This is a genomic window from Streptomyces sp. NPDC050534, assembly GCF_044457745.1.
In the GTDB taxonomy this organism is placed as follows: Bacteria; Actinomycetota; Actinomycetes; order Streptomycetales; family Streptomycetaceae; genus Streptomyces.
The window spans coordinates 442,696-456,315 of the sequence record NZ_JBITHF010000002.1 but is presented as its reverse complement, the minus strand read 5'-3'; the positions used below and the strand labels follow the sequence as shown (position 1 = coordinate 456,315).

Annotated in this window: 12 protein-coding genes; 4 read left to right on the top strand and 8 right to left on the bottom strand. The window is 73.5% G+C overall.

All coding sequences use genetic code 11. The features are described 5' to 3' along the window. Nucleotides 1-42: 42 nt before the first annotated feature. The gene (locus ACIBN2_RS07585) at nt 43-1,464 is read right to left on the bottom strand and encodes a PP2C family serine/threonine-protein phosphatase (protein WP_399133285.1); all 1,422 of its coding nucleotides are present in this window, start codon (nt 1,462-1,464) and stop codon (nt 43-45) included. Between the two features lie 501 nt (nt 1,465-1,965). On the opposite strand from ACIBN2_RS07585, the gene ACIBN2_RS07580 reads away from it, so the two are divergent. The 3 genes from ACIBN2_RS07580 to ACIBN2_RS07570 all read left to right on the top strand — a co-directional run bounded on the left by ACIBN2_RS07580 (nt 1,966) and on the right by ACIBN2_RS07570 (nt 3,939). Beyond that, nucleotides 1,966-2,955: a helix-turn-helix domain-containing protein gene (locus ACIBN2_RS07580; RefSeq protein ID WP_399133283.1), complete on the top strand. Its 990-nt coding sequence runs from the start codon at nt 1,966-1,968 to the stop codon at nt 2,953-2,955. A gap of 46 nt (nt 2,956-3,001) precedes the next feature. Beyond that, entirely contained in the window at nt 3,002-3,484 is a 483-nt protein-coding gene (locus ACIBN2_RS07575) for a DUF456 domain-containing protein (RefSeq protein ID WP_399133282.1), read from the top strand. 86 nt (nt 3,485-3,570) lie between these two features. Next, entirely contained in the window at nt 3,571-3,939 is a 369-nt protein-coding gene (locus tag ACIBN2_RS07570; RefSeq protein WP_399133281.1) for a PPOX class F420-dependent oxidoreductase, read from the top strand. 18 nt (nt 3,940-3,957) lie between these two features. Here the strand turns inward: ACIBN2_RS07570 and ACIBN2_RS07565 are convergent, their stop codons facing one another. The 7 genes from ACIBN2_RS07565 to ACIBN2_RS07535 form a co-directional block, all read right to left on the bottom strand. Then, nucleotides 3,958-4,443, bottom strand: a complete 486-nt coding sequence (locus ACIBN2_RS07565) for a methylated-DNA--[protein]-cysteine S-methyltransferase (protein ID WP_399133952.1) — start codon at nt 4,441-4,443, stop codon at nt 3,958-3,960. After that, on the bottom strand, nt 4,443-5,879 hold the full coding sequence (locus ACIBN2_RS07560; RefSeq protein WP_399133280.1) for a bifunctional transcriptional activator/DNA repair enzyme AdaA: 1,437 nt from the start codon (nt 5,877-5,879) through the stop codon (nt 4,443-4,445). Before ACIBN2_RS07560 ends, ACIBN2_RS07565 begins: the two co-directional genes overlap by 1 nt. Before the next feature lie 102 nt (nt 5,880-5,981). Further along, on the bottom strand, nt 5,982-7,082 hold the full coding sequence (gene rsgA, locus ACIBN2_RS07555; protein ID WP_399133279.1) for a ribosome small subunit-dependent GTPase A: 1,101 nt from the start codon (nt 7,080-7,082) through the stop codon (nt 5,982-5,984). A 208-nt stretch (nt 7,083-7,290) separates the two neighbouring features. Further along, the gene (locus tag ACIBN2_RS07550) at nt 7,291-8,769 is read right to left on the bottom strand and encodes a cellulose binding domain-containing protein (RefSeq protein WP_399133278.1); all 1,479 of its coding nucleotides are present in this window, start codon (nt 8,767-8,769) and stop codon (nt 7,291-7,293) included. 243 nt (nt 8,770-9,012) lie between these two features. Beyond that, on the bottom strand, nt 9,013-10,341 hold the full coding sequence (locus ACIBN2_RS07545) for a radical SAM protein (RefSeq protein WP_399133277.1): 1,329 nt from the start codon (nt 10,339-10,341) through the stop codon (nt 9,013-9,015). Nucleotides 10,342-10,399: 58 nt separating this feature from the next. Next, entirely contained in the window at nt 10,400-11,074 is a 675-nt protein-coding gene (locus ACIBN2_RS07540; protein WP_399133275.1) for a pyridoxamine 5'-phosphate oxidase family protein, read from the bottom strand. A gap of 89 nt (nt 11,075-11,163) precedes the next feature. After that, nucleotides 11,164-12,171, bottom strand: coding sequence for a hydroxyacid dehydrogenase (locus ACIBN2_RS07535; RefSeq protein ID WP_399133274.1), 1,008 nt, complete (start codon nt 12,169-12,171; stop codon nt 11,164-11,166). Nucleotides 12,172-12,315: 144 nt separating this feature from the next. Between ACIBN2_RS07535 and ACIBN2_RS07530 the strand changes: the two genes are divergently transcribed. After that, a complete protein-coding gene (locus tag ACIBN2_RS07530; protein WP_399133273.1) occupies nt 12,316-13,569 on the top strand; it encodes a D-arabinono-1,4-lactone oxidase in 1,254 nt (417 codons plus the stop codon). The last annotated feature ends 51 nt before the right edge of the window (nt 13,570-13,620 follow it).

Here is a 13,620-nt window from a genome sequence, read left to right as displayed (position 1 = left end):
TTTCGGATCCCTCTGGGTTCCATCAATTCACAGCGCGGACCCTCACGCCTCCCAAACCGCTGCGGCCGTACGGTCGTCCGCGTACCCCTTGACCCTGACCTGGGTGTCGGCGAGGAACGCGGCGAGACCGGGCGGGCTGGCTCCGGACCACCGGGTCGCCAGGTGGCGGCACAGGTCGGGTTCGCCGCGCAGGGGCTCGGCGAGACCGCCGGTGCACATCAGCAGCGCATCACCCGTGCGGGCGACGGACGCGCGGAACCGGAAGGGTTCACGGGGCGGTTCGGGGGCGGGGTCGTACGGGCTCGGGGGTGTGGGGATCCCGAGGTCCATGGTGAGCCGGTCGCCGTCGGGCGTCTCGGCCGGAAGCGATCCGAAGCCGACGACGGGTTCGCCGGCGACCTCGCCGACGCGCGGCTCGATGTCCTGCCAGTCGCCGTCGCGCAACCGGAACAGTCCGCCGGCGCCCACGCCGAAGAAGACACGCGTACGGCACTCCGGGTCGGCCGGCAGCAGCAGGCAGCGCAGGGTGGCGGCGTACTCCTCCGGCTCGACGCCCTGCTCGGCGGCGCTCGCGCGGAGCTTGCCGAGGCTGCGGTCGGTGAGGCGGTGCAGGCCCGACTTGAGGTCGCCGCGCCGGCCGGCCCTTATGTCCTCGGCGAGCCGGGCGTGGCTGCGGCCGACGGCCCGGCCGATCCAGTGGCAGGCCTCGGCGGCCGCCCGGTGCGCGCCCGGTGTGGCGCGGGCGCCGGTGGCCATCGCGACCAGGACCAGGGCCTGTTCCCCGGTGCCGAAGCGGGCGGTGAGGAGGGAGTCGCGGCGCGGCTCGCCGCGGTAGCGCGCGGAGTCCCCGCGGACGGAGGCGGCGCGCAGGAGGCAGGCGCCGTAACGGGCGCCGTCGAGCACGGTGTCCGCGACCAGGTCGTCGAGGTCGTCCGGGTCGGCGGGCGGGAGCGCGGTGGGCTCGGCCTCGTAGGTGGGCGGGCCCGAGCCGACGTAGTCGACCGGGGCCGGCGGGAGGGTGGGGACGTCCAGGCGGGTGGCGGTGCGGGCGGCCTGCCCGTCCGGCACCGGCTCCCGCGGCTGGTCCGCCTCGGCGCCATCGGTGTCCGCGACGGTGTCCGTCGTGGAGGTGGCCGAGGCGGGGGCGGTCGTGGCGGGCGTCTCCGTGGAGGTGCGGCCACCGGCCTGGGCGGCGGCCTGGGCGGAGATCGCCGCCGGGCCCGCGGGCGCGGCCGGCGGCGGCTCCCAGGGGGTCCGCTGCGGTGCGATCGCGGCGCGGGGCGGTGCCTGGGCCGCCTCGGCACCCTCCTGATCGGGGCCGCCCACGGCTCCCGAGGCCGAGGCGAACCGGTCGTCCAGGCTGTCGGGCGCCGGTGTGGGCCCCGTGTCCTCGGTGGCCTCGTCGTACAGCTGTCCCCACCAGTCGTCGTCGTGACCGGTGGGACTTCCCCCCTGCTGGCTCATGCCCCTAATTGTCCACCGACCGGGCCGTATGAAAACGGGGCATCAGGAAAATCGGGCACGGCACTCCGCCCCGAACGGCGCGGCTCTCCGCCTCGAACGGCCCGCCGGGTGAGCCGCCGAACGGCGGTGCGTCAAGGCCGCCGGGCGGTTCCACCCCCCACGGGAGAACCGCCCGGCGACGCGGGAGTGACCCGGGCCCGAATCCCCTTCGTGCCGGCGCTGCGCCGACGGCACGTCTCGGGCCCGGATCACGTCTGGATGCACGGATCACGCCAAGGTGCCGGTCGACCGGACCCGAGCGTGACCGGTTTCCCCGAAGGTCGGCTGTGAGCCGCCGACTTGCCCCTCCGCCGCGCACAAACGCTGATCAACACAGGCGTGTCCACACCTTGGCAGAGTGCCGGGTGATACGGCGATGATGGGCCGAGGCGGGTTTGCGCCGTGGCTGTTTTCCGCCACCGCACACACCCGCGCGGAACTTCGGGAAGGGGCGGGAAGCCGATGCTGGGCGTGCTGGGGCTGGACGAGACGCACGAGTCGGCGTACCGGGCACTGGTGTCCGTGGGCGCCGCGGACGTGCCCGATCTCGCGCGGCGGCTGGTGCTCGGCGAACAGGACACGGAGCGCGCCCTGCGCCGGCTGGAGCGGCACGGGCTCGCCGCGCAGTCGTCGGCCCGGCCGGGGCGCTGGGTCGCGGCGCCGCCCGCGGTGGCGCTGGGTGCGCTGCTCACCCAGCAGCGTCACGAGCTGGAGCAGGCGGAGCTCGCGGTGGCGCTGCTCGCCGAGGAGTACCGGGCGGCGGCGGCCGAGCCCGCCGTGCACGACCTGGTCGAGGTGGTGATCGGCGCGGCCGCGGTCGCCCAGCGCTTCCTCCAGCTTCAGCTCGGGGCGAGCGAGGAGGTGTGCGCCCTGGTCACCGGCGCCCCCGTCGTCGTCTCCGGCCCGGACAACGAGGCGGAGGAGCAGGCGGCCGGACGCGGGGTCCGCTACCGCGTGGTGGTCGAGCGCTCGGTGCTGGACCTGCCGGACGGCATCACCGAGCTGTCCGCCGCGCTCGGCCGCGACGAGCGGGTGCGGGTGGTGGACCGGGTGCCCACCAAGCTGGTGGTGGCCGACCGGACGCTCGCCCTGGTGCCGCTCACCACGCACACCGCGGAGCCCGCCGCGCTGGTCGTCCACGAGAGCGGGCTGCTGGAGCTGCTGTCCGGGCTGTTCGAGTCGGTGTGGCGGGACGCGCTGCCGCTGCGGCTGGGGACGGAGGGGGTCACCGAGCAGGAGCCGGACGGGCCCGACGCCACGGACCTGGAGGTCCTGTCCCTGCTGCTGGCCGGCCTCACGGACGCGAGCGTGGCGAAACAGCTCGACCTGGGCCTGCGGACCGTGCAGCGCCGGGTGAAGCGACTGATGGAGCTGACGGGTGTGACGACCCGGCTCCAGTTGGGCTGGCATGCGTACGAGCGGGGCTGGGTGGCCCGGGACCATTCCGGCTGATCACCGCTGATCTGCGGCATCCGCGCTCCTCCGGCACTCTGGTCAGATGGGAGTGTGGGACCTCCTGCTGGTCGGACTGGTCCTCCTGCTCGGCCTGTGCGGAGTGCTGGTGCCCGGGCTGCCGGGGTCGTGGCTCGTGTGGGCCGCGGTGCTGTGGTGGGCGCTGAAGGATCCGCGGCCGGTGGCGTGGTGGGTGCTGGTGGGGGCGACCGCGGCGCTGTTCCTCACCCAGGTGGTGCGCTGGGCCCTGCCGCCCCGACGGCTGCGCGCGAGCGACGCCACCGCCCGCACCTGGGCGTACGCGGGCACGGGGGCGTTCCTCGGCTTCGTCCTGATCCCCGTGCTCGGCGCGATCCCCGGCTTCCTGGGCGGCATCTACCTCTACGAGCGACGCCGCCTCGGCCGGCACGGGGAGGCGATGGCGGCACTGCGCACCGTGATGCGCTCGGGCGGCTCCAGCGTGCTGGCGGAGCTGTTCACGTGCCTGCTCATTGCGGGGGCCTGGCTGGGGGCGGTGGTCTGGGGCTGACGCGGCGCTCCGGGGCGGGCGTAGGGCCGGCGGCGTAGGGCGGGAACCCGATGTGCGGGGCGGCCGGGCGTGTTTGGCTGACGGGCATGACCGAATTCAGCGAGGCCGAGCGCGCGTATCTGCAGTCGCAGCGGCTGGGGCGGCTGGCCACCGTCGACCCGCACGGACAGCCGCAGGCGAACCCGGTCGGCTTCTTCCCGCAGGACGACGGCACCATCCTGGTCGGCGGCTACGCCATGGGCACCACCAAGAAGTGGCGCAACCTCCGGCAGAACCCGAAAGTGGCCCTGGTCGTCGACGACATCGTCAGCCTGCGCCCCTGGAAGGTACGCGGCATCGACATCCGCGGCGAGGCCGAACTCCTCACCGGACCACACGACTTGGGCCCGCACTTCAGCGAGGAGGTGATCCGCATCCGTCCGCGGCGGATCCACAGCTGGGGTCTGGAGGAGTAGGGCCTGTGGCGAAAGCCCTTAGAGGATCCCCTCCAGGGTGAGCAGCTGCACCTTCCGCTCCAGGCCGCCCGCGTAGCCGGTCAGCGCCCCGTCCGCGCCGATCACCCGGTGGCACGGGCGGACGATCAGCAGCGGATTGGCGCCGATCGCGCCGCCGACCGCCCGGACGGCGGCGCGTGAGGCGCCGATCCGCGCGGCGATCGCGCCGTACGTGGTGGTCGCCCCGTACGGCACGGTGTCGATCGCGGCCCACACCCGCTCCCGGAACTCACTGCCCATGGTGCTGAACTCCAGCTGGAATTCCTTGAGTTCACCGGCGAAGTAGGCCGCCAGTTGCTCCTCGGCGGCGCGGAAGAGGACGGGCTCGTGCCGCCAGTCGTCCTGCACCGTGCGGCCGTTCTTCTGCCCGGGCACCGAGACGGAGGTCAGGGCGCCGCTCGGGTCGGCGGTGAGGAGGAGGAGGAGGCCGACCGGGCTGTCGACGCGGGTCCAGAGGGTGGTCATCACGGTCGGTCCAACTCTCCTGCTGCGCGCAGGTGTTGCAGGGCGTACGAGCGCCAGGGGCGCCAGCTGTCGGGAAAGTCCAGGCCGGGCGGGGCGACATCCGGGTCGCCGAGGGCGCGGGTGCGGATCACGGCGACGGTACCGGCGTCCAGACCGGGCAGCGCCAGCAGGGCCGCCTCCGCGTCCTCACGGTCGGCGCCCGGATCGAGGCGTACGGCGCCGTCGGCGAGGGCGGTGGTGAGCGCGCCGAGCGTGCCGTGGGGTTCGGCCCCGGCGAGGACGGCCGGTTCCGGGAAGAGATGGGTGAGGCTGCCGGAGGGCGAGTCGAGCGCCTTCCCGTACCGCCGCACCAGCCTCCCCCACGCTCGGCTTCGCTCGCGCGGGTGCACCCCCATGGCCCCCATCCTCCCGGCCACCGCGCGCACCGCCAGCTCCTCGGCGTCGGCGGCACCCGGGGACCGCAGCCCCGGCCGGGCGGCGACCAGGGGTGCGAGCCGGTCGTCGGCGCCGAGCCGCTCGTCGACGGCGTACGGGTCGGCGTCGAGGTCGAGAAGCCGACGCAGCCGTCCGACGGCGGTGGTCAGATCGCGGGGGTCGGTGAGGTGCAGCCGGGCGTCCAGCCAGCCACCGGGGTGGGCCCCGGACATGGACCGGGGGCTGCCGGCCCGCTCGCCGACGGCGACGATGCCGGTGCCGTGCGGCAGCCGGAGCGTACGGCGGTACGTCCGCCGCCCGCGCTCCCCGCTCATCTCCTCGACCCCGGGCACGGCCTCGCCGGCCAGCAGGTCGAAGACGGCACCGGACCGGTAGGGCCCCCGGTACGCGAGCCGCAACGGGATCCCGGCGCTCGGGGTGACCCGCCGGCCGCCCCGGCCCCCGTCGGGTGCGGTGGTCCGCAGCTCGGTCGGGGTGGCCGCGTACACCTCCCGGATGGTGTCGTTGAACTGCCGCACGCTGGCGAACCCGGACGCGAACGCGATCTCCGTGATCGGCAGTTCCGTCGTCTGCACCAGCACGCGTGCGGTGTGCGCCCGCTGGGCCCGGGCGAGGGCGACGGGCCCGGCACCGAGCTCGGCGGTCAGCTGCCGCTGCACCTGCCGGGCGCTGTAGCCGAGCCGCGCCGCGAGCCCGGCGACGCCCTCACGGTCGACGACGCCGTCCCCGATCAGCCGCATGGCCCGCCCCACGACGTCCGCGCGCACGTTCCACTCGGCCGACCCGGGCACGGCGTCCGGCCGGCACCGCCGGCAGGCCCGGAACCCCGAGCCCTGCGCGGCGGCGGCCGTCGCGAAGAACCGCACGTTGCGCCGCTTGGGAGTCACCGCCGGGCAGCTGGGCCGGCAGTAGATCCCGGTCGTCTCGACGGCGAAGAAGAACTCACCGTCGAAACGGGCGTCGCGGCTGCGTACGGCTTCGTAGCGTGTGTCCTCGTCCATCACGGTGTCCAGTCTCCGCCCTCCCGGTCCACGGGGCTGGCGGAAATCGGACGTGACGTCGGCAGCCGGCGCGGGCCGCCGCACCGGCCCGCGCGGCCGCCGCTAACGCCGTCGGCCCTGCTTCAGGTCCATCGCCGCCTTCCCCTCCGCCCCCCTCTTCTTCCACTCCCGCCGGAGCTCCGCGCGGAGCCGCGCGTCGGTCTTGGCGACGATCCACTGGTTCTCCCGCACGAGCTTGCGGTAGCTCTCCAGCCGGCGGACCGACAGGTCACCGGAGTCGAGAGCGGCCAGCACCGCGCACCCCGGCTCCGCTTCGTGCGCGCAGTCGTGGAAGCGGCACCCCCGAGCCAGTTCCTCGATCTCGGAGAAGACCTGCCCGACCCCGCTCCCGGCGTCCCACAGGCCGACGCCGCGCAGGCCCGGCGTGTCGATGAGGACGCCCCCGCCCGGCAGGGCGAGCAGGTTCCGGGTGGTCGTCGTATGGCGTCCCTTGCCGTCGGCGTCCCTGGTGGCCTGCACCTCCATGACCTCGGCGCCGAGGAGGGCGTTCGCGAGGGTCGACTTGCCCGCGCCCGACTGGCCGAGCAGCACCGACGTACCGCCCGAGACGGTGGCGACGAGGACGTCGAGTCCGTCGCCTTCCACGGCGCTGGTGGCCAGTACCTGGACTCCCGGCGCCGACATCTCGACGTCCTGCACGAGGTGCGCCCGCGTCGCCGGGTCCGGGACCAGGTCGGCCTTGGTGAGCACGACGAGCGGCTGCGCTCCGGACTCCCAGGCCAGGGCCAGGAAGCGCTCGACGCGCCCGAGGTCGAGCTCGGCCGCGAGGGACACGGCGACGATCGCGTGCTCGACGTTGGCGGCGAGGATCTGCCCCTCGGACCGCTTGGAGGAGGTGGAGCGCACGAACGCGGTGCGGCGCGGCAGATACGTGCGGACGTAGCGGGGGTTCCCGCCGGGTTCGACGGCGACCCAGTCGCCGGTGCACACGACCCGCAGCGGATCGTGCGGGGTGACGAACGCGGTGTCGGCCCGGACGACCCCGCCGGCGGTGACCACGTCGCACTGACCGCGGTCGACCCGGATCACTCGCCCGGGCAGCAGTCCTTCGGTGTCGTAGGGGGCGAACTCGTCCGCCCATGCCTCGTCCCAGCCGTAGGGAGCGAGTGCGGTGAAAACGGAAGCAGCAGAGCTGGAAGTCAAGGGGTGACCCTTCGAAGGGCGGCCCCGGCGAGGTGAGAGGTCGTCAGCCGGCGGCCACGGAGGTGGACTTGATGATCTGGATGCGAGCAGCGCTCATCGCAATGACAGCCATCGGTCGACACCTCCTCGGTCACACACTCGTCTCGGCACGGCGGCAGGGGGTGCCGTGTGAACCGCCGCAACAGTAGCCCGCAGCGACGGTGGCCCGTCAACCGGTTTTCGTACAGGCACGCCCGTTCAGCGCGAAGGCGTACGGCGGCGAGTTCGTTTCCTTCCAGGACGCGAGGAAGCCGAAGGTGAGGGTGGAGCCCGCCCGGACCGACTTGTTGTAGTCGGCGGCGGACGCCGTGACGCGGGAGCCGTTCTGGGCGACGTTCGCGTCCCACATCTGGCCGACCTGCTGGCCGTCCCGGAAGGACCAGGCGACCTGCCAGCCGTCGAGCGCGTCGGCGGTGGTGACGGAGACGGTGGCCTGGAAGCCGTCGGGCCACTGGCTGTCGAGGTGGTACGTGACCTCGCAGCCGGCCGGCTCGCTCTTGTCGGGCACCGGCTTGCTCGCGGCCGTGGACGAGGTGGTGCCCTGCGGCTCCGGATCCGGGTTCTTCCCCGTGCCGCGGGACTTCGTCGCGGTGGGGGTGGGCGTCGGGGAGGCGGCGGGCGAGGTGGTGAGCCCGGGCAGGGACGGTGCCGGGGCCGCGACCGGTGAGCTGTCGGCCGGGGCGTCACCACCCGCGGCGCCGTCGTGCGCGGACCCGAAGGGCATCAGCGACACCGCCAGCGCGAGCAGCGACACGAGCACGGCGGCGGCGAGGAGGCCGCCGCGCAGCATCCGCGCGCGGTTCGTGCCGTTCTTCGGCTCGCCGCCCTCGAAGTCGGCGCGCTCGGGGCGTCCCGCGCCCAGCCGCACCTCGGCCGCGCGGCGGCGGCGCTCCAGGTAGGCGAGGCCGCCCCAGCCGATGACGCCGCCGGCGAGGGCGGCGGGCAGCCCGCCGCCCTGCGGGCGCAGACAGGCGGCGGCCTCCGCGCAGTCCACGCAGGTGGCCAGGTGCCGCGAGAGGTCCGGCGGGACGTCGGCGGCCGGTGAGCGGGTGACCGCGTCGAGGAGACGGGCGTAGCTGCGGCACTGCGCGTCCATCGGGGTGTCGATGTGGGCGCGGTGGCAGCGGTCCCTGAACAGGCCGCGTACCTGGGCGAGTTCGTCGCCGGCCAGGTCGGGGTCGAGGCCGAGCCGGCGGGCCACCACGGACAGCGGCAGCGACTCCACCTCGGCCAGCCACAGCAGCGCCGCGTCCGGCTCCTGGAGGTCGCGCAGGGCACGCAGGGCGAGCGGGCGGCGCAGCGGGAGTCCGGTGTAGCGCGCGGCCTTGTCCGAGTTGAGCCACAGCCGCAGGTCCGGGTCGAGGTCGGTCCCCTGGCCGCCGGACTCCCAGGCCGCCGCCGTGGTGCGTACGGCGGTCAGCAGCAGCGGGATCACCGGCAGCCGGGGCCGGCGGCGGCCGCTGTTGCGGACGGCCGCGGTCCCGGCCGCGCGCACCTCACGGATTCCGAGCGCGAACGCCTCCGTGGCCAGCTGCGTCGCGGCGGCCGTACCGGCGGTGCACAGGTCCGCGTAGGAAAGCACCGCGTCCCAGCACTCGGAGAACAGCGCGGCCTCGGCGGCGTCCTTCGGGGTCGGCAGGTCGGGCATGGGTCTCCTGCATCCACAAGCGAGGTCAACTCACCATGACGGCAAAGGAGTTGGGGGGAACCTCGCGGCAGGGCAGGAGCCTTTCACGTTTTTCTCACAACTGACAAGCGCTGTGTTCAGTTGTCCTGACAGACCCCTGTGGAACCGGCCGCGGGGCACAACTCCAGCTTCATGTACGCAAGGAGACCATGCATCGACTCACCGTGCCCGGAGGTCACTCGAACCTCCGGCCCGGACCTCGGCTCACACCTCCGCCGTCTGCGCCGCCTCACGCGCCGGAAGGCTGTCCATGAAGGAGCTGACGGAGAAGACGGCGCGGCCGGGTCCGGGCGGGCCGTAGCCGGGGGGCGAGGACAGGCCGAAGTCGTCCATCGTCTGGCGATAGGCCTGGAGCAGCCGGATGTGGTACTCCAGCGGCGCGCCGTTCGGGTTGGCCTTGCCGAGCGGGGTGGTCGGCTCCGGGCACCAGGTGGTGAAGCGGGGCGTGATGCCGTGCGACATGAAGAAGCGCAGGCCCTCGGTGGTCGAGGCGATCGCCTCGTCGACCGTCTTGAACCCGAAGGGCTCGGCCATCTCCACGCCCGCCACGAAGTTGGGGATCACGTTGCGCGCGCCGAAGACGTCCGCCGAGTCCAGGATGCGCCTGTGCCACTCGTCCCGGCCGACGTACCGCTCCTTGCCCGGGCAGTACATCTTGAACAGGTACTCGTCCCACACCTCGTAGTTGGGGTGGTAGATCTGTACGCCGTAGTCCTTGAACCGCTGCACGTCGTCCTTGGGCAGCGCCTGCGCGACGACCTTGCCGATCCAGCGTCCCGGGAAGCGCTCCTCGATGGCCTTGGCGTAGTGGCCGTAGAAGTCGGCCTCGTCACGGCCCGAGACCGTCTTGGTGATCGCGCCGCCGGTGAGCGTGTAGGCGGTGGACGCCTTGGCGGTGTCGTACCGGTCGATGATCTCCAGCGCCTCCAGGACCTCCTCCACGTCCTTCACGCCGGTGTACGGCCGCCCGGCCGCCTTGTGCTGGCGCCAGTTGTGGTTGATGTCGCAGTACTGGCACTCCTCCTTGGCGCCGAAGTACTGGCAGACGCGGAAGACGGTGAGGTAGATCAGGTAGCCCCACTGGATGGTCGGGGCGACCTCCATGACCGACTTCCCGTTGGAGAGCGTGTGCCGGTAGTACTCGGGCATGGGCGGCACGCCGACGTCCGAGATGCGCTTCCCGTCGAGGTAGAGGCCGAGCACGCCGTGCTCGTCGGCGGCGACCCGGTAGGGCGAGGACGGGTTCACGCGCACGGAGACGACGGTGCGGCGCAGGTCGTACGGGCCGCCGGTGAGGATGATCTCCTCCGGCGGCCTGCGCAGCGCGGCCTCGCCCAGCTCCGGCAGGGTGCCGTGGTCGAAGGAGAAGATGAAGTAGGACTTCGGCTTGACCTCGCCGGACTCGTTGTCGCTCAGCGCGGACGGGTCGAAGGCCACGCCTCCTCGCAGCAGGTCCTCCTTGAAGACGGCTTCCCGCGGCACATGCGGGAATCGCTCCATCAGGTCTTCGACCAGTGCGGTACGGCTGCCCATCCCCACTCTCCTCCCGGTTCGGACGTTCGACTCCTCACGGTATGCCTTCGCCCGCGCGTCAGCCGTGCCGGGTCCCCCCACGGTGCGCGATGTGTCCCGGTACGGGGGTGTCCGGCGGCAGCGCCGGGTCGGGAACGGGGGCACCCCAGACCGAGGTCAGGGGCAGGGAGCCGGCCCACAGCCCGAGTTCCGCGTCCGGGCCGTCGCCGTCGTCGGGCGGCCCGGTGCGGATCTTGACGGAGGCGTGTTCGAGGGAGAGGGCGAGCAGGGTGGTGGCCGCGAGCTCCTTGCGGTTGGGGCGGCGGGCGTACGACCACTGCCCGGGCGCCGCGTGCTCGGTGAGGCGGCGCAGCCCCTCCAGCTTCTCCTCCGGGTCGGTGACCTCGCGGGCCTCGCCGTGGATCATCGCGCTGCGGTAGTTCACGCCGTGCTCGAAGACCGAGCGGGCGAGGACCAGGCCGTCGACGTGTGTGACGGTGACGCAGACCGGAGTGCCGCCGGCGAGGCTGCGGCTGGCCACGGACCCGTGGACGTAGAGCCGCCGTTCGTCCCGTCCGTAGACGGTGGGGACGACCAGCGGCCGCCCCTCGACCACCACCCCGAGATGACAGACGAAACCGGCGTCGAGGATCGCGTCCAGGTCGGCCCGGTCGAGACTGCCCTGCTCGCGCAGGCGGCGGTGGCGGGTGAGGCCGGTCAGCGGAAGGGCCGAGGGCAGCGGTTCAGGAGCCATGGACCCATAGGCTACTGATATCGCATGAATGTGGCTACGGAGTTTCGATATCGTCGATCATGGCGTCCATCGGATACGAAATCCGCAGTTCACGCTTCCTTCTCCAGCATCCGCGGATCCACCGCGTATGCCAGCCCCTCGCCCCTGACGAACCGTCCCGCCTCCTCCGCCACCACGCCGCCGAGGCGCGCGACCTCGTTGCCCTGGGAGCCGGCGAGGTGCGGAGTGACGAAGGCGTTCGGGAGGTCGTACAGGGGCGAGTCGGGCGGCAGCGGCTCGGGGTCGGTGACGTCGAGGATCGCGGTGAGGCGCCCCGTGCGCAGTTCGGCGGTCAGGGCCTCGTGGTCGACCAGGGCGCCCCGCGCGGTGTTGATCAGCACCGCTCCGTCGGGCATCAGGCCCAGTTCGCGGCGGCCGATCAGATGGCGCGTCTCCGGGGTCGCGGGGGCGTGCAGCGTCACGATGCCCGAGGTGCGCAGGAGGTCGTCCAGGGTCAGCAGCGGTACGCCGAGTGCGGCGGCCCCCGCCTCGTCCACGTACGGGTCGGTCAGGCTCGGGCGCAGGTCGAAGGGGCGGAGCAGGTCCAGCAGGCGGCGGCCGACGCGGGAGGCGCCGACGACGCCCACCCGGCGGCCGTGGTTGCCGACGCCGGGGACGACGTCCCAGCCGGGGAACGCGCGCCCCGTGCGCAGCCGGTCGCGGGCGCCGAGGACGTCCTTGCCGGCCAGCAGGATCATGGCGAGGGTGTACTCGGCGACCGGGATCGCGTTGGCGGCGGCCGCCGAGGAGACCTCGATGCCGCGCCGCCACACCTCGGGCGTGGTGAAGCCCTTGACCGACCCGGCCGAGTGCAGGACGGCGCGCAGCCCGGGCGCCGCGTCGAGCACCGCCGCGTCCAGGCGGGGGCAGCCCCAGCCGGTGACCAGGATCTCGGTGCGGGCCAGCGCGTCGCGGACCCCGGGATCGGTGAAGTCCCGGACCACCCGGGCCGGATCGATGTCCACGGACTCACGCAGCCGCGCCAGCACCTCCGGCGGGAACACCTGCGGAACGTTTTCGGCGGTCATGGCGAACAGCGCCTGGGGACGCTCGGGCAACGACGTGACCTTCCCGCTGGGCGGCACCCGTGCCGGGGCACGGACGCCAGGGGCACGGAAAACCGCGTGGAAAACGCTCTCTAAAGTAGGCGGGTGCGGGTGAGAGGGTCAACGCGCACACACTCCGCGGAGGGACGGCACGGCATGACGGACACGGTCACCAACTGGGCGGGCAACATCACGTACACGGCGAAGGAGGTGCACCGCCCGCACTCGCTCGACGCGCTCCGGGCCCTGGTGGCCGCGAGCGCGACGGTGCGCGTGCTGGGCAGCGGGCACTCCTTCAACGAGATCGCCGAGCCGGGCCCGGAGGGCGTCCTGCTCTCGATCGCCGGGCTGCCGCCGGTGCTCGACGTCGACACGGCGGCCCGTACGGTACGGGTCTCGGGCGGCGTCCGGTACGCGGAGTTGGCCCGCGCGGTGCACTCGCACGGCCTCGCCCTGCCCAACATGGCGTCCCTGCCGCACATCTCCGTCGCCGGTTCGGTGGCGACCGGCACCCACGGCTCGGGCGTGGCCAACGGCCCGCTCGCCTCCGCCGTACGGGAGGTGGAGCTGGCCGTGGCGGACGGGTCGGCGGTGCGGATCGCACGCGGCGACGACCGCTTCGACGGCGCCGTGACCTCGCTGGGCGCGCTCGGCGTCGTGACCGCCCTGACCCTCGACCTGGAGCCCGCCTACGAGGTCGAGCAGCACCTGCACACCGAACTCCCCCTGGAAGGGCTGGACTTCGGGACGTTCGAAACGATCATGGCGTCGGCGTACAGCGTGAGCCTGTTCACCGACTGGCGGGCGCCGGGCTTCCGTCAGGTGTGGCGCAAGCGGCGCACCGACCAGCCGCTGCCGGACTTCCCGTGGGCCCCGCCCGCGACCGAGAAGCTGCACCCGGTGCCCGGCATGCCGGCGGTCAACTGCACCGAGCAGTTCGGCGTACCCGGGCCCTGGCACGAGCGACTGCCCCATTTCCGGGCCGAGTTCGTCCCGAGCAGTGGCGCCGAGCTCCAGTCGGAGTACCTGCTGCCCAGGCCCCACGCCCTGGAGGCGCTGCACGCGCTCGACGCGATCCGGACGACGCTCGCACCCGTCACGCAGACCTGCGAGGTGCGCACCGTGGCCGCCGACAGCCAGTGGCTGAGCCCGGCGTACGGACGGGACACCGTGGCGCTGCACTTCACCTGGGTCGAGGACACCGAGACCGTGCTGCCGGTGGTGCGGCGACTGGAGGAGGCCCTGGACGCCTACGGCGCCCGGCCGCACTGGGGCAAGGTCTTCACCATGCCGGCGCCGGCGGTGCGGGGGCTGTATCCGCGGCTGGGCGACTTCCGGGCGCTGGCGGGGGCGCTGGACCCGGCGGGGAAGTTCACCAACGCGTTCGTGCGGGACGTGCTCGAGGGCTGATCTCCGCCACGCGTTTCGTGCGGGCCGCACCCTTGGGGACACTGGGCAGGG

Coding starts and splice junctions, on each gene's coding strand:
- ACIBN2_RS07585 (WP_399133285.1), bottom strand. CDS start 1,464: ATGAGCCAGCAGGGGGGAAGTCCCACCGGTCACGACGACGACTGGTGG.
- ACIBN2_RS07580 (WP_399133283.1), top strand. CDS start 1,966: ATGCTGGGCGTGCTGGGGCTGGACGAGACGCACGAGTCGGCGTACCGG.
- ACIBN2_RS07575 (WP_399133282.1), top strand. CDS start 3,002: ATGGGAGTGTGGGACCTCCTGCTGGTCGGACTGGTCCTCCTGCTCGGC.
- ACIBN2_RS07570 (WP_399133281.1), top strand. CDS start 3,571: ATGACCGAATTCAGCGAGGCCGAGCGCGCGTATCTGCAGTCGCAGCGG.
- ACIBN2_RS07565 (WP_399133952.1), bottom strand. CDS start 4,443: ATGACCACCCTCTGGACCCGCGTCGACAGCCCGGTCGGCCTCCTCCTC.
- ACIBN2_RS07560 (WP_399133280.1), bottom strand. CDS start 5,879: ATGGACGAGGACACACGCTACGAAGCCGTACGCAGCCGCGACGCCCGT.
- ACIBN2_RS07550 (WP_399133278.1), bottom strand. CDS start 8,769: ATGCCCGACCTGCCGACCCCGAAGGACGCCGCCGAGGCCGCGCTGTTC.
- ACIBN2_RS07545 (WP_399133277.1), bottom strand. CDS start 10,341: ATGGGCAGCCGTACCGCACTGGTCGAAGACCTGATGGAGCGATTCCCG.
- ACIBN2_RS07540 (WP_399133275.1), bottom strand. CDS start 11,074: ATGGCTCCTGAACCGCTGCCCTCGGCCCTTCCGCTGACCGGCCTCACC.
- ACIBN2_RS07530 (WP_399133273.1), top strand. CDS start 12,316: ATGACGGACACGGTCACCAACTGGGCGGGCAACATCACGTACACGGCG.